This is a genomic window from Streptomyces sp. 891-h (assembly GCF_022760275.1).
In the GTDB taxonomy this organism is placed as follows: Bacteria; Actinomycetota; Actinomycetes; order Streptomycetales; family Streptomycetaceae; genus Streptomyces; species Streptomyces spirodelae.
Genome location: NZ_CP050693.1, coordinates 4110242 through 4129407 on the forward strand (window position 1 = coordinate 4110242; position 19166 = coordinate 4129407).

Consider the following 19166-nt stretch of genomic DNA (forward strand, 5'->3'; position numbering starts at 1 on the left):
AACAGGCGTTTCCCGGTGCGCCTCGCCGGTGCGTTGCGGTAGCGTCACTCAGCGTCAGGTACCACCGATCGAACGGGGGAATGTTTCGATGGGGACCAACACATCGCGCCGGATGGCAGCTGTCGCGCTCATCAGCGCGGCACTCGTGACGGGAGGGGCCACCTCCGGCTACGCGGCGCAGCAAACCGGCGCGGGGACGTCCGGCACCACCCGGGTGACGGCCGGCGACGGGGAGGGCTCCGGCAAGGGCCTCGCCGCGACCCGCTGGGCGAGCTGCACAGCCCAGGTCAACAACCCGCACTGGTCGAGGGGGGCCAAGTCCGTCATCTTCAAGACCCGCGTGGCCTGCACGGGGAACATCGCAACAGTGCATGTGAAGGTGACCGGCAAGCTGTACCGCAAGAGCGGCTCCAAGTGGCACGCCGTCGCCGGGTCCAAGGAGACCAAGGTCAAGGCGACGAACGGGAAGGTCTCGACCTACTACACCCCGAGGCCCAGCGGCAGGAAAGCGACGCTGGACGGCACCTACAAGGGGAAGATCACCGTGCAGATCACCTCTCCGTTCCCGGGCACCAAGGGGACGGCGTCCTCCAAGGCCGTCAAGGTGAACACCCCGGGAAAGTGAGCACATGAACTGGGAAGTCCGAGTGGAGCTCGAAGCCCCGCACGCGGGGCTCGACCCCGACGTCCTGTCCGCGCACCTCGCCCAGTGGTTCGCGGCACAAGATGTGGCGGCCCTCCCGCAACTGACCGTCACCGACAAGGGCGACGCCGAGACGGTGGGGGCCAATTTCACCCTCCCCGCAGCCACCCCCGGCCAGGCCCTTGACGAGGCGGTGTGCCTGCTGCGGGAGGCCGCCGCGGACTCCCAAATCCCGGTGGGCCCACTGCACGAGGCCCAGATCGAACGAGCCTAGGCAGCCACACCCACCCCACCGGCCGGGGCCCCACCCAGGGGCCCCGGTTCCGTGCTGCCCCTACTCCTTGATGCGGCGTACGAACGCCTCCCATGCGGGGGCGCCGAAGAGGAGGGCCGGGCCGTGGGGGTTCTTGGAGTCGCGGACCGGGACACCGACCGGGTGGGTGTCGGAGACTTCGAGGCAGCTACCGTTACTGCCGCCGCTGTAGCTGGACTTGCGCCAATGGCCCAGCGCCGAGGCGTCCGGAATGCTGTGCTCACTGAGCATTGCTGTGCTCCTCTGCTGCGGCCCTCAGCAGGGCCAGAGATTGCTTGTGTGGCAAGGCGTCGCCGAGGGCGAGGTTGTAGGCCGCCCGGCAGTCACGCACCCGCGCGGGATCGTCCATGAGTTGCCCGGTCAGCACGCCCTCAACGTAACCCACCGGCGCCATGTCGACGAAGGCCATGAGCGAGAGCATGCTCTCCATCAGCGCGTGTTCCCCGCCGGAAAAGGGGATCACGTGCAGGCGGATACGGCCCGCCTCAGCGAGGTCGCCCACTTTGTGCAGTTGCTCGGCCATGACGGCTCCGCCCCCTACTCGTCGGCGTAGCACCCCTTCACACATCATGGTCCACACGGTGGGTGAAAGGGGGTTGTCCAGGATGCGTGAACGCGAGATCCGGTTGACGACGCGCTGTTCAAGGTCTTCCGCACGGTAGTTGGGGCTGAAGGCGCGGAAGACGGCTCGCGCGTACGCCTCGGTCTGGAAGACGCCAGGGATCAAGGTCGCTGCGTACTCCTTGATCTCAATTGCCTGTTGCTCCAGCTCCGCCGCCTCGGTGAAGTGGTCCGCATAGCGGTGTTCCAGATCCTGCAACCACCGCTCGAACCACCCGTCGGTACCCAGCGCCTGGTCGATGCGCCGCGCGTCATCCGGCTGTGGAAGCTTCCGCCCCGCCTCGATGTGGCTGATCAGAGTGTGGGAGCACACCACCAGTTCGGCCAGTTGCTGCTGCGTCATCTCGGCGGCGATGCGGCGGCGCCGCAGTTCCTCGCCGTACTTCTGTCGTGGTGTCTTGTGGACGCGCTCCGTCATCCCGGAACTCCCAGCTTTGATGGGGGAGTTGTCAACCCCTCGGCACTGGAAAGCGTAGCGATCCTGAACGCACGCTGTAAGCGGAACAGCACACAGAGGTAAGGGGACAGGTGAGGGAGACGTGACGCGGAAGCGGATCAGTGAAGCGACCGGCGCCAGGCTGGAGTTGTCGGCGGCGCTCAAGGCCGCCGGGGTCCAGTTCCCGGCGATGGACGTGCAGCGGAGGTCCACGTACGGACTCATCGCTCTCGGGGAGATCGCTCCGGCGACGGCAAAGGCGCTGGCGGAGGTCATCCGGCGGGGAGCGGCCAGGTGAACTCCCTCGACAGTTGCCGGGGCGCCCTCGTCCGGGACGAGGAGACGGGTTTTGTCGGTATCCCGATGGACGTCGTTGTCCGGTTCCCGGACCCGCAAGGGTGCCCGCACCCGGAGACCGAACGGCGCGGCGGCGTCACGTATTGCGCTGTGTGCGGTGTGCAGCTCTATCTCTGATCCCCACCGGCAGGCTCCGCCGGGTTTCCGAAGCACCACAGGAGCACAACCAACACCAAGGAGGTACACGATGAAGTCTCTGCCGTGGATCACGCGGGCCGACGGTGGCAACCCGCAGGATGACAGCGACTCCGGCAACAAGCACGGGGGCGGCGGCTCCGACGAGGGTGGCAACACCAGCGACGGCCAGGGCCCGGCGGACGGCCAGTGACCGAGGCGGAACCGAGCACGAAGGGGGCCGGCCCGGAAGGGCTGGCCTCTGTGCTGCTGGAAAAAGGAGTCCTGACCTCGGACTGGCTGCCCGCGTACAAGGCGGTGCCGCGCGACGCGTTCGTTCCCGACCGGCTGTGGCCGGGGACTGCGGGCGGCAACCGGCAAGGCGAGGTCATCGACCGGAACACGGACCCGGCGCTGTGGTGGGCGAAGGTCTACAGCGACGTACCTCTCACCACGCAGTGGGACGACGGGGCGCACACCGGTAGCGGCAAGGGCCGCATCCCGACCTCGTCCAACTCCATGCCGAAGATGGTGTTCGCCATGCTCGAAGCGCTGAGCGTGGAGCGCGGTGACCGCGTGCTGGAGGTCGGCACGGGCACGGGCTGGAACGCCGCGCTCCTCGCGTACCGGCTCGGCTCGGACAACGTGGTGACGGTCGAAGTGGACCCGGCCGTCGCGGCGGAGGCCCGGCGCCGGTTCGCCGCGACCGGCCTCACCCCGCTGTCCGTCATCGGCGACGGCGCTCGTGGCCACCCCCAGGCGGCGCCCTATGACCGGATCATCGCCACGTGTGGTATCTCCCGGGTGCCGTACGCGTGGGTTGAGCAGACCCGGATCGGTGGCCTGATCGTGGCGCCATGGGGCCCGCCCTACGGCGGGCAGGCCGTTGCGCGGCTCAAGGTCGGCGAGGACGGTGTCGCCTCGGGGCCGTTCGTGATGTCGTCGGCGTTCATGCGCCTACGCGACCAGCGTGACCGGTTCCCCGCCACCGCCTCGTTCCCAGGCGCTGCCGACTGGCCGGGCGACGGGCAGCGGCGCACGACGGGGCTCTCCCCCGACGACATGGGCGACTGGCATCACATGTTCACGCTGGGCGTGCAGGTGCCCGACCTGTTCTGCCGCGTGGAGTGGCGGCAGGGCGGCGCGTACCGGCTGTGGCTGCTGGAGATGTCCGGGCAGTCATGGGCGACGGCCGACTACGAGCACGGCCGCACCGCATACGAGGTCGTCGAGTCCGGACCGCGTCGGCTGTGGTCCGAGGCCGAGGCCGTCATGGAGTGGTGGCGGGGCCAGGGCGAGCCCCGGTTCGAGCAGTACGGGCTGACGGTCACTCCCCAGGCCCAACGGGTGTGGCTCGGGCACCCGGACAATCCCGTGCCGGTGCGGGGGCGGTAGACCGTCCCCGCACCGGCACAAGAGCCCCCCGGCCCGGTGCCCTCAGCCCGTCCGCTCCCGTTCGGGTGTGGGCGACATGGGTTCCGGATCCGGCGTGGGCGGGGGCTCTTTCGCCTCCTCGTTCCGCATCGTGCGCAGCAGCAGGGCGTAGCCCAGGGCTGCGAGGGTGCCCACAGCCGCGCTGGCGGCCCAGAGGGTCCGGGAGCCGAGGTGGTCGATGACGGCGCCGCCGAGCAGGGGGGCGCCGAGGTTGGCGACGGACCAGGAGAGGGTGTACATGCCCTGGTAGCGGCCGCGGCCGTGGGTGGGGGAGAGGCGGACGACCAGGCCCATCTGGGTGGGGGAGTTGATCATTTCGCCCAGCGTCCACACCACCACGGCGAGCGCGTAGAACGCCGCCGAGCCGCCGGCGAACGCGTTGAGCCCGAACCCGTAGCCCGTCAGCAGGGCCGAGACGATCAGCAGTTTGGCGGGGTCGCGGTGTTCGATGAAGCGGGTGAGGGGAAGCTGGAGCAGCACGATCAGCACGCCGTTGACGGCGATCACGGTGCCGAAGTCGGTGCTGCTCAGTCCCTGTTGGCCCATGGTGATGGGGAGCGAGACGAACGCCTGCTGGATGAGGGTGGCCAGCAGCAGGTTGAGGGCGACGACGACCATGAAGCGGGTGTCCCGCAGCACCGTCCACATGGAGATGTCGGCCTCGCCACCGGAGGGTACGGGCCCCCGTTCGGGTGCGGCGGACTGCGGCCTGGACTCCGCCAGCTTCCAGAAGGTGATCAGCGCGGTGGCCAGCACCATCGCGGCCTCGCCGAAGAACAGCAGGTGGTAGCTGTACTGGGCGATCAGTCCCGCGCCGGCGGAGGAGACCGCGAAACCCAGGTTGATGGCCCAGTAGTTGAGCGAGAACGCCCGTACCCGGTCCTCCGGGCGGACGATGTCGGCCATCATCGCCTGCACGGCGGGCCGGGAGGCGTTGGTGGCCATGCCGACGAGGCCCGCGACGGCGGCGATCGCCACCGGGTGGCTGACCAGTCCGAGCGAGGCGACCGACACGGCGGTCGACACCTGGGCGACCAGCAGGGTGGGCCGTCGGCCGATGCGGTCGGTCAGTACGCCCGCACCGATGGAGGAGACGACACCGCCGAGTCCGTACAGGGCGCCGACCAGACCCGCGTACGAGGCCGAGTAGCCGCGCTCGACGGTCAGATACAGCGCGAGGAACGTCGCCACGAAGGCGCCGAGCCGGTTGACCAGCGTCCCGGTCCACAGCCACCAGAACTGGCGGGGGAGGCCGCCGACGCTCCTGGCCACGGCCTGCCCGAGTCTGCCGGACGAGACACCTGAGCCCATGGCCGCTCCCCCTTTGAAAGCCCGCACACCCCGTCTGGATGTAAGTGGCATACCAGCACGGCGCACGTTACCCGGCGCTGTTGTGGAGCCGCCAGCGAATTGACGGCTCCCGTCAATCGAGCGCGGGCGGCGGCCTTCTGGGAACCTTCTGGGAAACTTCCGTCGCAGAGGCACGGGCCGGGACGGGGAGGGCAGCGGGGTGGCCGAGCGTGACCACGGGAGACCGCCGGACGATCTGACAGCGGCAGAAGCGGGGCTGTGGCAGGCGTACCGGAACGGCAGCACCTACGACCTCCGTACGGGGGACGCCCGGGACGACGACCCGTTCGGCGCTGTCCCCTGGAGGCCCGAACGCACCGTACGGGCCCGGATCGTCGCGCGGGTGCTGCTCGACGGACCGCCTCCGCTGCCCGGCAGGGCGCCCGCGCTGAAGCTCAGGGGCTGCTACATCACCGGTCATCTCAACCTGTCCAACTCGGAGATCTCCGTCCCTGTCGAGCTCCAGGAATGCCGGCTGGAGTCCTCGTTGCTGCTCGTCGACTGCCGGGCGGGCCTGGTGATCCTGGACCGGTGCTGGGCGCCGCGAGTGGAAGCGACGCGCCTCACCGTCGAGGGCGACCTGCGGCTGACCAGGAGCGAGTTGTCCCGTGGCATGGCCCTCGCGCAGGCCAACATCGGCACGGATCTCTCCCTGGAGGGCCTGCAGTTGGGTGGCGACCGGCATGAGAAGGCGCTGGACGCCGACGGGCTGAACGTCGGTCAGGACGTGAACGCCGATCTGCTGGAGGCCAGCGGTGAGTTGTCACTGCGGGGTGCCCGGGTGGGCGGCACGGTGTCCCTGCGCGGCTGCCGGCTGAGCCACCCGGGCGGAAGGTCGGTGCTCACAGCGTCCAGGCTCACCGTCGAGGAGAACTTCCTGCTGACCCCCTTCGCGGCGCTCCCGGACACCGGCTCCGGCTCCACGACGCGTCTCGCCCGGTTGCGGCCCGCCGTTCTCCAAGGGGACGTGCACCTCGACAGCTCGACCTTCGGGGGAACCGTGGACCTGGAGCGGGCCCGGCTGGAGATGACGGACGAGCAGGAGTTCTCACTGCGCGGTGTGCAGGCCACGCAGTTGACGTTCACCCCGGAGCCCCCGGAGCGCGGCAGGGTCGTGCTCCAGGACGCCGTCGTGAGCCACCTGAGCGACAAGGCCGAGAGCTGGCCGGGGCCCGGCCGGTTGCAGTTGCGCGGCTTCACCTACGAGACCCTGGTCCCCAGGGGCCCCTTCCCGCTGGCCCGCCGACTGGAGTGGGTGCACGCGGCCACCCCGGAGTTCGCGCCGGAGCCGTACGACCGTCTCGCCGCCTGTCTACAGGCCGGTGGCGAGGAGGCCGACGCGCACACCGTCCTCCTCGCCAAGCTCCGGCGGCGCAGGGGAATGCTGCCGCTGCCGCTGCGCGTATGGGACTACATCCAGGACCTCGCCCTGGGCTACGGCTACCGCCCCGGCCGCGCCGTGCTGTGGCTCACCCTGCTGCTGACGGCAGGCTCGATGTGGTTCGCGAAGAATCCGCCGCCCGCCCTCAAGCCCGACGAGGCACCGCAGTGGTCGCCGTTCATCTATACGCTCGATCTGCTGCTCCCCGTGCTCGACCTCGGGCAGGAGGCGGCCTGGCGGACGACGGGGGCCTCGCAGTGGATAGCCCTCGTCCTGGTCATCCTCGGCTGGCTGCTGGCCACGATCGTGACCGCGGGGGCCGCTGCCGTCATCCTGCGCCGGAACTGAGCGGAGTTGAGGGGCAGGAGCGCGGATCAGTCGCCCAGTTCCCAGTCCCGCAGCAGGTGGTCCGTCGAGCAGACGGTGTCCAGGAAGTAGGCGCCCGCCTTTCCGCAGCCCTCGCTCGGCTTGACGGGCGTTCCGTGGCCCATGCCGGACACCAGGTAGCGGCGTACGACGACCTGGCCGGTACCGTCCTGGTAGTCGGACCGGGTGGTCCCGCCGGGCAGTTGGTGGGTGGCGTCCGCGGTCTGGTCGGCGCCCAGGACGTCGGTCCACTGCTCGACGGACTCGGTGGCGTTGCGCGGTGCGACGGTGTAGTCGGCCGTGCCGTGCCAGACCGAGACCTTCGGGCGGGGACCGGTGTAGCCGGGGTACGCGGCGCGCACCAGGTCGCCCCACTGCCGAGGCGTCTTGTCGACGCCCGGGTTCATGCAGGTGAAGGCGCCGATCAGGGAGGTCGCACAGCCGTGCGGCAGTCCGGCGACGACACCGCCGCCCGCGAAGGTGTCGGGGTAGGCGGCGAGCAGCGCGGAGGTCATCCCGCCGCCGGCCGACAGCCCGGTGACGTACACCCGGGAGGAGTCCGCGTCCAGGTCCTCGACCGTGCGGTCCACCATCTGCCGGACGGACAGCGCCTCGCCGCTGCCCCGCCTGGTGTCGGCGGACTGGAACCAGTTGAAGCACCGGTTGGCGTTGTTGGCCGTCTCCTGCTGCGGCGCGACGACGGTGAAACCGTGCTCGTCGGCGGCCCGCTTCCAGCCCGCCCCGTCGAAGTAGGCGGCCGCGTTCTGGGTGCAGCCGTGCAGTACGACGACCACGGGGCGCCCGGCGCCGAGGCCGTCGGGTGTGTAGCGGTACATGGACAGGTTGCCGGGGTTGGAGCCGAAGCCGGTGACCTTTTCGAGGGCGGCGGTGGTGCTGAGGCGCTGCTGCCCGTGGGCGTCGGCGTCGGCGGCGGCATCGGCGGCCGCGGACGTGTTCGAGACGCCCAACGCCGCGAGGGCGAGCGCGGCCAGCAGCGCCGCCGAGGTGCGCACGGAGGTTCGCATGAGGGGTTCCTTCCGTGGTGCTCGTGGGGGATTCGGGCACGGGGCGGCCCGATGAGCGGCAACGTAGAGCGCGGGCCACGGCGGTGCGAACGTGTGCGCCCGCCAGCCCCGGGACAGCGCCCCTGTGTGAGAGCCACATAGCCGGTGCCGCACCGACCCGGGTGTGCGCCCGGCACATATGGCCTCCGCGAAGTGCGGGCGGGCGCCACATCCGGCCGGCCGGAACCCACGCCTAGGCTGCCGCCATGACGCCTCGCCCCGGGTCCACCCCCGCAGAGTCCTCATCCGTCGCACTGGACCTCTCCGGCCGCACAGCCCTGGTCACCGGCGCGGCCGGCGGTATCGGGCGGGCCTGCGCGCTGCGGCTGGCCGCCGCGGGGGCGCGGCTCCGCGCGGTGGACCTGGACCCGGAGGGGCTCAAGTCGCTGGCGCAGGAGGCGGCCCGGTCACCCGTGGGCGCGGAGCCCGTCGAGATCCACCCCCTCGATCTGACGGCCCCGGCGGGGCTGGACGCTGCCGAGCGCGCGGCGGACGGCGTCGATGTGCTCGTCAACGCGGCCGGCATCCAGCTCGTGCGCCCGATCGAGAAGTTCCCGCCCGAGGTGTTCCGCCGGATGCTGACCCTCATGCTGGAGGCGCCGTTCCGCACGACGCGGGGCGCGCTGCCCGGGATGTACGCGCGGGGCTGGGGCCGTATCGTCCACATCTCCTCCGTGCACGGGCTGCGGGCCTCCGCGTACAAATCGGCGTACGTGGCGGCCAAGCACGGGCTGGAGGGGCTGTCCAAGACGACGGCGCTGGAGGCGGCCGAGCACGGGGTGACCTGCAACTGCGTCAACCCCGCGTATGTGCGCACGCCACTGGTGGAGCGGCAGATCGCGGACCAGGCCGAGGCGCACGGCATCCCGGCCGAGCGGGTCGTCACCGACATCATGCTGGCGGACTCGGCGCTCAAGCGGCTGATCGAGCCGGCTGAGGTGGCCGAGGCGGTCGCCTATCTGTGCACTCCCGCCGCGGCTTTCGTCACCGGTTCCGCTCTGCCCCTCGACGGCGCATGGACAGCTCACTGACCCTGTGGCCATGCACAGCACCACCGACACCAGCCCTGAGCCCCCGGACAGCGGCACCGAGACCGCCTGCCTCGGTTACCTCGAACTGCTGACCAGGGGCGCCCCGGCCGAGGCGTACGACGACCCGCGGCCGTCCGCGGGAGCCGGCCCCTCAGCCGAGCGCGGCAAACAGCTCGCCCTGCGCATCCGCGCCGAACTGGAGGCCAGGCGGCGCCGGGAGGCCGAGCTGACAGCGCTGTTCGAGACGGTGCACGACCTGGCCGGACTGCGCGACCTGGACGACGTCCTCCAGGCGATCGTGCAGCGGGCCCGCCGCCTGCTGGGCACCGAGGTCGCCTATATGACCCTCAACGACCCCGCGCGCGGCGACACCTATATGCGGGTCACCGAGGGCTCCGTCTCGGCCCGCTTCCAGCAGCTGCGACTGGGCATGGGGGAGGGACTGGGCGGGCTCGTGGCGCAGACCGCGCGCCCCTACGCGACCCAGGACTACCCCCGCGACGCCCGCTTCCAGCACACCGACGCCATCGACCGGGGTGTCGGCGAGGAGGGGCTGATCGCCATTCTCGGGGTGCCGCTGCTGCTCGGCGGGCGCGAGGTCATCGGCGTGCTGTACGCCGCCGACCGGCGCGAGCGCGTCTTCGAACCCGAACAGATCGCCCTGCTGCGCTCGTTCGCCGCCCACGCCGCCGTGGCCCTCGACAACACCCGGCTGCTGACCGAGACCACCCAGGCGCTGGCCGGGCTCCGCGCGGTCAACGAGACCATCCGCCGTGCCTCCGACGTCCACGACCGGCTGACCGAACTGGTGCTGCGCGGCGGCGGCGTGGACGAGGTCACCCGGGTGCTGACGGAAGTGCTGGGCCACCGGGTCGAGTTCACCGAGCGGGCCGGGCGGCCCGAAGCCGGCACCGGCATCGGCCCCGGCACCCGCGCCGGCGCGGAGACGGCGGAGGCCGCCCTGGCGTCCGCCGTGGAGCGGTCCCGCCGCGACGGACACGCCGTACGCCAGGGCGACGCCTGGGTGGCCGCCGTCACCGCGGGCGGCGAACTGCTGGGCGCGCTGCTGCTGCACGGGCACCCGGAGCTCGACCCGGTGGACCAGCGCACCCTGGAGCGCGCCGCCATGGTGACCTCGCTGCTGCAGCTCGCCCGCCGCTCGGCGGGCGAGGCCGAACAGCGGGTACGCGGCGAACTGCTGGACGATCTGCTGGACGCCGCACACCGCGATCCCCACCTGCTGCACGACCGTGCGGCGCGGGTGGGCGCGGACCTGGACGTACCGCACACCGTGCTGGCCGCCCGCCTCGACGCCTCGCGAGGACCGGCCGAGGGGCCCCCTGACGAGGCCGACCGGCAGCGCCTCTGGTCGGCGGCGACCCACCTGGCAGCCACCCGGCACGGCCTGGCCGCGACCCGCGACGGCGGCCCCGTCCTGCTGCTGCCCCTGCAGAGCACGCCGGACGACAGCGAGGGCGCGGTCTCGTACGCGGCACGCCAGGTCGCCGCCGAGCTGGGCCGCGCCGTCGGCGGACCTGTCACCGTCGGCGCGTCCGCGCCCGTACCGCCCCCTGCCGCCCACCCCGGTTCCGTCGCGGCCGCCTATCCGGAGGCCCGCCGCTGTCTGGAGGCGCTCACCCTGCTGGGCCGGCGCGGCGAGGGCGCGGCAGCCGGAGACCTGGGCTTCCTCGGGCTGCTGCTGACCGACAGCCGGGACGTCACCGGCTTCGTACGCCGGACCCTGGGCCCCGCGCTCGACTACGACGAGCGGCGCGGCACCGAGCTGGTGGCCACCCTGGACGCGTACTTCGCCAGCGGTATGAGCCCCGTACGCGCCAAGGACGCGCTGCACGTCCACGTCAACACCGTCGCCCAGCGGCTCGAGCGGGTGGCCCGGCTGCTGGGCGACGACTGGCAGGCACCGCACCGCGCGCTGGAGATCCAGCTCGCGCTACGGCTCCACCGGCTGACGGGAGCTCTCGGCGGGTGAGGGTGCCGCCTCGCCCAGGCGCGCTGCGGGCTCGCCCACCGTCGCCAGGTCCCGCTCCCGCGTCTCGCTCGCACAGGCCAGCGCCACCACGGTCAGCAGCGCCGCCGCGATCACATACACCGACACCATCGCCGACCCGTCGTACTCGGCCAGCAGCGCCGTGGCGATCATCGGCGCGGGCGCACCGGCCGCGACCGACGAGAACTGCGCCCCGATCGAGGCTCCCGAGTACCGCATACGGGTGGCGAACAGCTCCGAGAAGAACGCCGCCTGCGGCGCGTACATCGCCCCGTGCAGCACCAGCCCGACCGTCACCGCGAGCGCGATCAGCCCGAACTCGCCGGTGTCCAGCAGCGCGAAGAACGGGAAGATCCACGCCCCGACGCCGACTGCGCCCAGGATGTAGACGGGCCGCCGCCCCACCTTGTCGGACAGCGCGCCCCACAGCGGGATGACGGCGAAGTGCACGGCGGAGGCGATCAGTACGGCGTTCAGCCCGGTCTGCTTCGACAGGTCCAGATGGTCGGTGAGGTAGACCAGCAGGAACGCCGTCAGTACGTAGAAACTGATGTTCTCCGCCATCCGGGCACCCATCGCCACCAGCACGTCACGCCAGTGGTGCCGCAGCACGGCGAGCAGCGGCAGCTCCTCCGCAGCGCTGCCTGGGCCCTTGCGTGCCTCGGCGCGGGCGCGGGCCTCCTTGAAGACCGGCGACTCGTCCACAGCCAGCCGCACCCACAGGCCGACCACCACCAGCAGCCCGGAGAGCAGGAACGGCACCCGCCAGCCCCAGCTCTCGAACGCGCCGTCCGACAGCAGCGCCGTCAGCGCCGCCAGCACACCCGTCGCCAGCAGCTGACCCGCGGGCGCCCCGGTCTGCGGCCAGGAGGCCCAGAAGCCGCGCCGCCGCGGGTCCCCGTGCTCGGAGACCAGCAGCACCGCGCCGCCCCACTCGCCGCCCAGCGCGAACCCCTGCACCAGCCGCAGTGTCGTCAGCAGGACGGGAGCGAAAGCGCCCACCGTCGCGTGGGTGGGCAGCAGCCCGATGGCGAACGTGGCGCCGCCCATCATCAGCAAGCTGATGACCAGCAGCTTCTTCCGGCCGACGCGGTCGCCGTAGTGGCCGAAGACCAGCGCGCCGACGGGGCGGGCCGCGAAGCCGACCGCGTAGGTGAGGAAGGCAAGCAGCGTGCCGACCAGGGGATCCGAGTCGGGGAAGAACAGCTTGTTGAAGACGAGCGCGGCCGCCGAGCCGTAGAGGAAGAAGTCGTACCACTCGATGGTGGTACCGACCAGGCTGGCGGCGACGATGCGGCGCAGCGACCGGGTACCGGCGGCGGACCCGCCGCCGGCCGACTCTGGGGACGAAGAAGGGGAGACCATGCCGTCGCACGCTAGGGAAACCCGCCCCCGCCCCCCATGTGGTGACACCCCACACTTCACCGCCCCACTGTGCGGCCCGACCCCACCCGGCGCCGGGCCACAACCGGGGCGGCTAGGCTCTCGGGTATGGCCGACGCACCGTACAAGCTGATCCTGCTCCGCCATGGCGAGAGCGAGTGGAACGCCAAGAACCTGTTCACCGGCTGGGTGGACGTCAACCTCACCGAGAAGGGCGAGAAGGAGGCGGTCCGCGGCGGCGAGCTGCTCAAGGACGCCGGCCTGCTCCCCGACGTACTGCACACCTCCGTGCAGAAGCGCGCCATCCGCACCGCGCAGCTCGCACTGGAGTCCGCTGACCGCCTGTGGATTCCCGTCCGCCGCTCCTGGCGGCTGAACGAGCGCCACTACGGGGCGCTCCAGGGCAAGGACAAGGCGCAGATCCGTGACGAGTTCGGCGAGGAGCAGTTCATGCTCTGGCGCCGCTCCTACGACACCCCGCCGCCGGTCCTGGAGGACGGCGCCGAGTTCTCGCAGAGCGACGACCCACGCTACGCGGGCGTCCCCAGCGAGCTGCGGCCCCGCACCGAGTGCCTCAAGGACGTCGTCGAGCGGATGCTGCCCTACTGGTTCGACGGCATCATCCCGGACCTGATGGCGGGCCACACCGTGCTGGTCGCCGCGCACGGCAACTCGCTGCGCGCCCTGGTCAAGCACCTGGACGGGATCTCCGACGAGGACATCGCCGGTCTGAACATCCCCACCGGCATCCCGCTCTCCTACGACCTGGACGCCGACTTCCACCCGGTCAAGAAGGGCGGCACCTACCTTGACCCGGACGCGGCCAAGGCCGCCATCGAGGCCGTCAAGAACCAGGGCAAGAAGTAGCACGAGAGCACGCCGTAAGCCCCCTGCCCGCGTTTTCCGCGAGCAGGGGGCTTCACTCTGCCCGCGAACCGGCCCCGGGCCGTCCCCGGATGCGATCACCGCGCGCCCGCCGGACGATGAGGGAACGCACGGCCGACGAGAAGCAGGGAGAGTGTCCGATGGCTGGACTTGTGCACAAGAGCTTCGCCTCACCCGATGAAGTCCGGCCCTTCGAAGGGGGCACCGGGCAGATGGAGGTCGTCGATCTCGGCGGGGAACTGGGCAGAGCCACCTTCCAGCCCGGCTGGCAGTGGTCCAAGCACGTCAAGCCGATGGCCCAGACCGAGAGCTGCCAGGCGGCCCACACCGGCTACATCGTCTCCGGCCGAATGAAGATCGTCATGGACGACGGCGAGGAGGACGAGGTCGGCCCCGGCGACATCGTCGACGTTCAGCCGGGCCACGACGCCTGGGTGGTCGGCCCGGAACCCTGCGTCATGATCGACTGGGGAAGCCACGAGGGCTACGCCAAGCGCTGAGTCCCGCGCCGGGCCCCTCCCGTCCGCGGTGCGGGGCCGGTACCTTACGGGCATGACCGACACCCGAAAGGACGATGCCGCGTAAGCGGCCCTCCGTGGTGCGGGGCGAGATCCCCGTACGGATCAGCAGACGCAGATACCCGCCCGTGAACGGGGTCTCCGGCGCCTGCCAGGCCGCGATGCGGCGGCTCGACCGCAGACGCTTCTGGCCGGAGGCGACGGCCGAGGCGTTCTGGCACTGGTCGGCACTGGCGCACGGGACCGTCCGGCAGATCACCGACCGGTACGCGTGGAACAGCTGCGGTGTCCCCGAGTGCGGCTGCGACCCGGCGCACTTCCGTGGGCTCCTCGAAACGGCGCTGTGCGCGCTCCCCAAGGCGTACGCCCGCGAGCTGCGCCCGCTGGTGCGGCGGCTGGACGAGCGCATCCTGGCCAAGGCGAAGGTCATCCGCGCCGATTCGCCCGACGACCCCTGGTGGCTCCGGCGGCCACCGTGAGGAGAGCGGGCGGCCGAGACTCCGGGAGGCGCTGTCCGTGGTGCCGCATACGCTCGGAACATGACCACTCATCCCACCTCCGCGCTGGCCCGGCGGCTGCTTCCAGGGGAGCTGACCGCCGGTCTGCCCCCGCGCGGGGGGCGGGTGCGGCGCAGTGCGCGGGACTGGGTCGTGGACGTCCTGCTGTTCGTCTTCGCGGTGGCGTGCTGGGCGGCGCTGTTCCAGCAGGCCGAGGCGAAGCCGTATCTGCCCGGCTGGCTGGTGGCCCTCGATCCGCCGCTGGGCGCCCTCGCCTGTCTGTCGCTGTGGCTGCGGCGGCGCTGGCCGCTGGGCGTGGCACTGGCCGCGGTACCGGCGGCGGCGCTGACGGACACCGTCATCGGCGCGCTCGCCGTCATCATCTTCAACCTGGCGCTGCGCACCCCGCCGCGTACGGCCGCGCTGGTGCTGCTGCTGCACCTGGCGGCCACGCTGCCGTACGTGCTCTTCTACGGGGTCCCGCACGACGAGCGCTGGACGATCGCCGCCTTCGTGCTGGTCTTCTACCTGCTCTTCTTCACCTGGGGCAGCGCGACCCGGGCCCGGCGGCAGCTGGTGCTCAAGCTGCGCGAGGACGCGGTGCGAGCCCAGGCGGACCACGAGCGGCGGCTGGCCGATGTCCGCAGGGCGGAGCGGCGGGCGATCGCGCGCGAGATGCACGACGTGCTCGCGCACCGGGTCTCGCTGCTGTCCGTGCACGCGGGCGCGCTCGCCTACCGCACCCAGCGCACGGCGGCCGGTGAGGGCGCGGCGCTGGACGACTCGGAGATCGCCGAGAGCGCCACCGTGATCCGCGACAACGCGCACCAGGCGTTGGAGGAGCTGCGCGATGTGCTGCATGTGCTGCGCGAGGACGAGGAGGAAGCGGCGCCCCTCGGCGGTACGGGGGTGCCGGGAGAGCCGGACGGCGCGCGGCCGCAGCCGGATCTGACGCGGCTGGGTGAGCTGGTCGACGAGGCACGCGCCGCGGGTCAGACCGTCCACTTCGACCAGGAGCTGCCCGAGCCCGCCGACGGCGAGGGCGGCTATCCGCTCCGCCCCCAGCTGCAGCGCACCGCCTACCGCGCGGTCCAGGAGGGGCTCACCAACGCGCGCAAGCACGCGCCGGGGCAGCCGGTGGAGGTGCGGGTCGCGGGCGCCGTGGGCGAGGAGCTGACGGTACGGGTCAGCAACCCGCTGCCGACCGGGCACCGGACGGCAGCCGAGACGGGCACGCCCATCCCGGGCGCCGGTGCGGGGCTGACGGGGCTGCGGGAGCGGCTGGAGATCGAGGGCGGCACCCTCGCCTACGGCCCGGAGGACGGCAGGTTCACGCTGCTCGTGCGGCTGCCCTGGCCCCTCCCCTGAGTCCGGGAAGGACCGCCCCGGACATGACGCGGGGCCCTGACCCGTCGAACCGGTCAGGGCCCCGCAGGGGCTCAGCCGCAGGAGCCTCCGCAACTGCAGGGGCCGCCCGACTGGCAGCCGCATCCGCAGCCGGGCCCGCATCCGCAGGCTCCGACCAAGGGCAGGTGCCGGGCGTCCTGGGGTGCGGCCGGCTGCTGCTCGGCCGTGGTACGGGGCGTTTCGCGGGGGTCAGCCATCGTGCCCTCCTCGGCAGGGACAGTCATGGACAGGCATGACACAGCCCCATTGCATGCCCGACGGGCGCGGGCGCATCAAGGGCGCGTGGTTGCACGCCCCGATGTCAGCCCTCGCCGGAGCCGGAACGGGAGCCGGTGCCGGACCCGGTCTGCCCACCGGAGCCGGCCCCACCCTGCGAGGACTCCGTAGCGGCGGCCAGCGCGGGGTCGATCTCGTCCGCGTAGTCGCCTGTCACCAGGTAGACGACGCGGCGGGCCACCGAAACGGCGTGGTCGGCGAACCGCTCGTAGTAGCGGCCCAGCAGGGTGACGTCCACGGCGGTCTCGATGCCGTGCTTCCAGCGGTCGTCCATCAGGTGCTGGAAGAGGGTGCGGTGCAGCAGGTCCATGGCGTCGTCGTCCTGCTCCAGCTGCATCGCCAGGTCGACGTCCTTGGTGATGATGACCTCGGCCGCCTTCGCCATCAGCCGCTGGGCGAGCTGCCCCATCTCCAGCAGCGTCGCCTGGAGGTCCTGGGGGACGGCCGACTCGGGGAAGCGCAGCCTGGCGACCTTCGCCACGTGCTGCGCCAGGTCGCCCGAGCGCTCCAGGTCGGCGCTCATCCTCAGCGAGGTGACGACGATCCGCAGATCGGTGGCGACGGGCTGTTGCCGGGCGAGCAGCTGTATCGCCCTGGTCTCCAGATCGCGCTGGAGGTCGTCGACCTTCTCGTCCGCGGCGATGACGCTCTCGGCGAGCTTCAGGTCCGCGTCCAGCATCGCCGTGGTGGCGCGCCCGATCGCGGAGCCGACGAGCCTGGCCATCTCGACCAGGCTGTCCCCGATCGAGTCCAGCTCCTCGTGGTACGCGTCCCGCATGGCTGTCCTTCCCTCGCACGAATGTTCCCCGGGGCGCTTGCCCCGGCCGTTCTCACGGAGCCGCTCGGGCCCCTACGCTCTCAACGATGCGCCCGAAATGCGACCGGTTCGGCCCCCCTCGGTGAACCGAAGGCACCTTGAGGGTTAACACTGGGCGACAGCTCTTTCGACCTCCCCCTCCAGGACTGGGGCACTGTCGTACGAGGCGCATAACCTGGCTGTATGGACGTTAATGCGGCGGTCGCCGCGGCAGCCGCGATCGCCGGTGTGTGCACCGGCGTGATCGCGATGCTGGCGTTCCGGTGGAGCGAGCGGGAGCAGGCCCGCCCCACCCGCACCTCACTGCACACCGAGCCGGGGCTGCCCCCGGGCGTCGACACCGTCCTGTCGGTGCTCCGCTCCTCAGCCGTGGTGCTGGACGAGAGCGATGCCGTCGTCAAGGCGAGCTCAGCCGCCTACGCGCTGGGTCTGGTGCGCGGCGGCAAGCTCGCGGTGGAGCCTATGCTCCAGATGGCGAGGGACACCAGACGTGACGGGGAGATACGGCAGGTCGAGCTGGACCTGCCCCGGCGCGGCACGGGACGGGGTGATGCCCTCGCGGTCTCCGCGCGGGTGGCTCCGCTCGGCTCCCGGCTGGTCCTCCTGCTGGTGGAGGACCTGACGGAGGCCCGCAGGATCGAGGCGGTGCGGCGGGACTTCGTCGCCAACGTCAGCCATGAGCTCAAGACCCCGGTCGGCGCGCTCTCCCTGCTCTCGGAAGCCGTCCTGGACGCCTCCGACGACCCGGAGGCGGTGGAGCGCTTCGCCGGCCGCATGCAGAACGAGGCCACCCGGCTGACCAACCTCGTCCAGGAGCTGATCGACCTCTCCCGGGTGCAGAACGACGACCCGCTGGAGGACTCGGAGTCGGTCCAGGTGGACGAACTGGTGACCGAGGCCATAGAGCGCAGCCGGCAGAGCGCCGACAACAAGCAGATCACCCTCCTGGCCGGCGGTACCGAGGGGCTGCACGTCTGGGGCAACCGGGGCCAGCTCGCCGCTGCCCTGGGCAACCTCGTCGAGAACGCCGTCAACTACTCACCGGCCCGTACCCGCGTCAAGGTCGCGGGCCGCCGCACCCAGTCCCCGGGCGGCGACCTGATAGAGATCGCCGTCACCGACCAGGGCATCGGTATCTCCGACCGCGACAAGGAGCGCATCTTCGAGCGCTTCTACCGCGTCGATCCGGCCAGGTCCCGGGCCACCGGAGGCACCGGACTCGGCCTGTCCATCGTCAAGCACGTGGCCGCCTCGCACGGCGGGGAGGTCACCGTATGGAGCGCCGAGGGACAGGGCTCCACCTTCACCCTGCGGCTGCCCGAGGCGGGCAGCGCGCGGGAGCAGGCCGCGCTGGACAAGGCCGACCGGCTCGGCCGGAACGGCCTGTCGGGCGCACTGCAGGAACCGGCCGCCTTCGACGAGGAGGAGCGGCCGTATGTCGATCAGGCTGATGAACAACTTTCCGCCCCGGAGGTCCTCCCGTGACCCGAGTGCTCGTCGTCGAGGACGAGGAATCGTTCAGCGACGCACTGTCGTACATGCTCCGTAAGGAAGGCTTCGAGGTCGCCGTCGCGGCCACGGGTCCCGACGGGCTCGACGAGTTCGAACGCAACGGCGCCGATCTGGTGCTGCTCGACCTGATGCTGCCGGGGTTGCCCGGCACGGAGGTGTGCCGCCAGCTGCGCGGCCGCTCCAACGTCCCCGTGATCATGGTGACGGCCAAGGACAGCGAGATCGACAAGGTCGTCGGCCTGGAGATAGGCGCGGACGACTACGTCACCAAGCCCTTCTCCTCCCGCGAGCTGGTCGCCCGCGTCCGCGCGGTGCTGCGCCGCCGCGGCGAGCCGGAGGAGGTCGTGCCCGCCGCGCTGGAGGCCGGCCCGGTCCGGATGGACGTGGACCGGCACGTGGTCACCGTCGACGGCGACAAGGTGGATCTCCCGCTCAAGGAGTTCGACCTGCTGGAGATGCTGCTGCGGAACGCGGGGCGGGTGCTGACCCGTATGCAACTGATCGACCGCGTCTGGGGCGCGGACTATGTGGGCGACACCAAGACGCTCGACGTCCACGTCAAGCGCCTGCGCGCCAAGATCGAGCCGGACCCCGGTGCCCCGCGCTATCTGGTGACGGTCCGGGGCCTGGGCTACAAGTTCGAGCCGTGAACCGCCCCTGAAGGGGACGGCGCCCCGTAAGGGGCGCGGGGAACTGCGCGAGCGACCACCACCAGGTCGCACCCGGGACTCCGTCATCAGCCCCTACGGTCAT

At 71.5% G+C, this 19166-nt stretch carries 21 protein-coding genes; 15 read left to right on the forward strand and 6 right to left on the reverse strand.

From position 1 onward, the window contains the following. Positions 1-88: 88 nt before the first annotated feature. Both HC362_RS17940 and HC362_RS17945 read left to right on the forward strand, forming a co-directional pair. A complete protein-coding gene (locus tag HC362_RS17940) occupies positions 89-625 on the forward strand; it encodes a hypothetical protein (protein ID WP_243084934.1) in 537 nt (178 codons plus the stop codon). Positions 626-629: 4 nt separating this feature from the next. Next, complete coding sequence (locus HC362_RS17945) at positions 630-917, forward strand: hypothetical protein (RefSeq protein WP_243084935.1); 288 nt, start codon at positions 630-632, stop codon at positions 915-917. A gap of 60 nt (positions 918-977) precedes the next feature. On the opposite strand, the gene HC362_RS17950 is transcribed toward HC362_RS17945, so the two are convergent. Next, complete coding sequence (locus HC362_RS17950; RefSeq protein WP_243084936.1) at positions 978-1187, reverse strand: DUF397 domain-containing protein; 210 nt, start codon at positions 1185-1187, stop codon at positions 978-980. Further along, complete coding sequence (locus tag HC362_RS17955; RefSeq protein WP_243084937.1) at positions 1177-1995, reverse strand: helix-turn-helix transcriptional regulator; 819 nt, start codon at positions 1993-1995, stop codon at positions 1177-1179. The genes HC362_RS17950 and HC362_RS17955 overlap by 11 nt, the downstream gene beginning before the upstream one ends. Positions 1996-2116: 121 nt before the next feature. Here HC362_RS17955 and HC362_RS17960 point away from each other — a divergent pair, with 121 nt between their 5' ends. From HC362_RS17960 to HC362_RS17975, 4 genes are all read left to right on the forward strand, one after another. Then, a complete protein-coding gene (locus HC362_RS17960; protein ID WP_243084938.1) occupies positions 2117-2311 on the forward strand; it encodes a hypothetical protein in 195 nt (64 codons plus the stop codon). Beyond that, positions 2308-2487 (forward strand): hypothetical protein, encoded by a 180-nt coding sequence (locus tag HC362_RS17965; protein WP_243084939.1) that lies wholly within the window; start codon positions 2308-2310, stop codon positions 2485-2487. Before HC362_RS17960 ends, HC362_RS17965 begins: the two co-directional genes overlap by 4 nt. A 70-nt stretch (positions 2488-2557) precedes the next feature. Further along, complete coding sequence (locus tag HC362_RS17970) at positions 2558-2698, forward strand: hypothetical protein (RefSeq protein WP_243084940.1); 141 nt, start codon at positions 2558-2560, stop codon at positions 2696-2698. Further along, positions 2695-3879, forward strand: a complete 1185-nt coding sequence (locus HC362_RS17975) for a methyltransferase domain-containing protein (RefSeq protein ID WP_243084941.1) — start codon at positions 2695-2697, stop codon at positions 3877-3879. The genes HC362_RS17970 and HC362_RS17975 overlap by 4 nt, the downstream gene beginning before the upstream one ends. Before the next feature lie 42 nt (positions 3880-3921). Here HC362_RS17975 and HC362_RS17980 read toward each other — a convergent pair whose 3' ends face one another. Further along, positions 3922-5229 carry an MFS transporter gene (locus HC362_RS17980; RefSeq protein WP_243084942.1) on the reverse strand — a complete coding sequence of 436 codons (1308 nt, stop codon included), beginning with the start codon at positions 5227-5229 and terminating at the stop codon, positions 3922-3924. Between the two features lie 199 nt (positions 5230-5428). Here HC362_RS17980 and HC362_RS17985 point away from each other — a divergent pair, with 199 nt between their 5' ends. After that, entirely contained in the window at positions 5429-6997 is a 1569-nt protein-coding gene (locus HC362_RS17985; RefSeq protein WP_243084943.1) for an oxidoreductase, read from the forward strand. Positions 6998-7023: 26 nt separating this feature from the next. Here HC362_RS17985 and HC362_RS17990 read toward each other — a convergent pair whose 3' ends face one another. Continuing rightward, positions 7024-8040, reverse strand: a complete 1017-nt coding sequence (locus HC362_RS17990) for a PHB depolymerase family esterase (protein WP_243084944.1) — start codon at positions 8038-8040, stop codon at positions 7024-7026. Between the two features lie 245 nt (positions 8041-8285). Here HC362_RS17990 and HC362_RS17995 point away from each other — a divergent pair, with 245 nt between their 5' ends. Further along, the gene (locus HC362_RS17995; protein ID WP_243084945.1) at positions 8286-9110 is read left to right on the forward strand and encodes a 3-hydroxybutyrate dehydrogenase; all 825 of its coding nucleotides are present in this window, start codon (positions 8286-8288) and stop codon (positions 9108-9110) included. Positions 9111-9120: 10 nt separating this feature from the next. Next, on the forward strand, positions 9121-11100 hold the full coding sequence (locus tag HC362_RS18000; protein WP_243084946.1) for a GAF domain-containing protein: 1980 nt from the start codon (positions 9121-9123) through the stop codon (positions 11098-11100). Here HC362_RS18000 and HC362_RS18005 read toward each other — a convergent pair. Continuing rightward, positions 11062-12483, reverse strand: a complete 1422-nt coding sequence (locus HC362_RS18005) for an MFS transporter (protein ID WP_243084947.1) — start codon at positions 12481-12483, stop codon at positions 11062-11064. The genes HC362_RS18000 and HC362_RS18005 overlap by 39 nt on opposite strands. Positions 12484-12609: 126 nt before the next feature. On the opposite strand from HC362_RS18005, the gene HC362_RS18010 reads away from it, so the two are divergent. The 4 genes from HC362_RS18010 to HC362_RS18025 all read left to right on the forward strand — a co-directional run bounded on the left by HC362_RS18010 (position 12610) and on the right by HC362_RS18025 (position 15769). After that, entirely contained in the window at positions 12610-13368 is a 759-nt protein-coding gene (locus HC362_RS18010; protein ID WP_243084948.1) for a phosphoglyceromutase, read from the forward strand. 158 nt (positions 13369-13526) lie between these two features. Then, positions 13527-13886, forward strand: a complete 360-nt coding sequence (locus HC362_RS18015) for a cupin domain-containing protein (RefSeq protein ID WP_243084949.1) — start codon at positions 13527-13529, stop codon at positions 13884-13886. Positions 13887-13960: 74 nt separating this feature from the next. Continuing rightward, positions 13961-14383 (forward strand): hypothetical protein, encoded by a 423-nt coding sequence (locus tag HC362_RS18020; protein WP_243084950.1) that lies wholly within the window; start codon positions 13961-13963, stop codon positions 14381-14383. A gap of 60 nt (positions 14384-14443) precedes the next feature. Continuing rightward, positions 14444-15769 (forward strand): histidine kinase, encoded by a 1326-nt coding sequence (locus HC362_RS18025; protein ID WP_243084951.1) that lies wholly within the window; start codon positions 14444-14446, stop codon positions 15767-15769. 340 nt (positions 15770-16109) lie between these two features. Here the strand turns inward: HC362_RS18025 and phoU are convergent, their stop codons facing one another. After that, the gene (phoU, locus tag HC362_RS18030) at positions 16110-16862 is read right to left on the reverse strand and encodes a phosphate signaling complex protein PhoU (RefSeq protein WP_243084952.1); all 753 of its coding nucleotides are present in this window, start codon (positions 16860-16862) and stop codon (positions 16110-16112) included. Positions 16863-17084: 222 nt separating this feature from the next. Here phoU and HC362_RS18035 point away from each other — a divergent pair, with 222 nt between their 5' ends. Both HC362_RS18035 and HC362_RS18040 read left to right on the forward strand, forming a co-directional pair. Continuing rightward, positions 17085-18386: an ATP-binding protein gene (locus HC362_RS18035; RefSeq protein ID WP_243084953.1), complete on the forward strand. Its 1302-nt coding sequence runs from the start codon at positions 17085-17087 to the stop codon at positions 18384-18386. Beyond that, entirely contained in the window at positions 18383-19063 is a 681-nt protein-coding gene (locus HC362_RS18040; protein WP_243084954.1) for a response regulator transcription factor, read from the forward strand. Before HC362_RS18035 ends, HC362_RS18040 begins: the two co-directional genes overlap by 4 nt. Positions 19064-19166 lie beyond the last annotated feature (103 nt).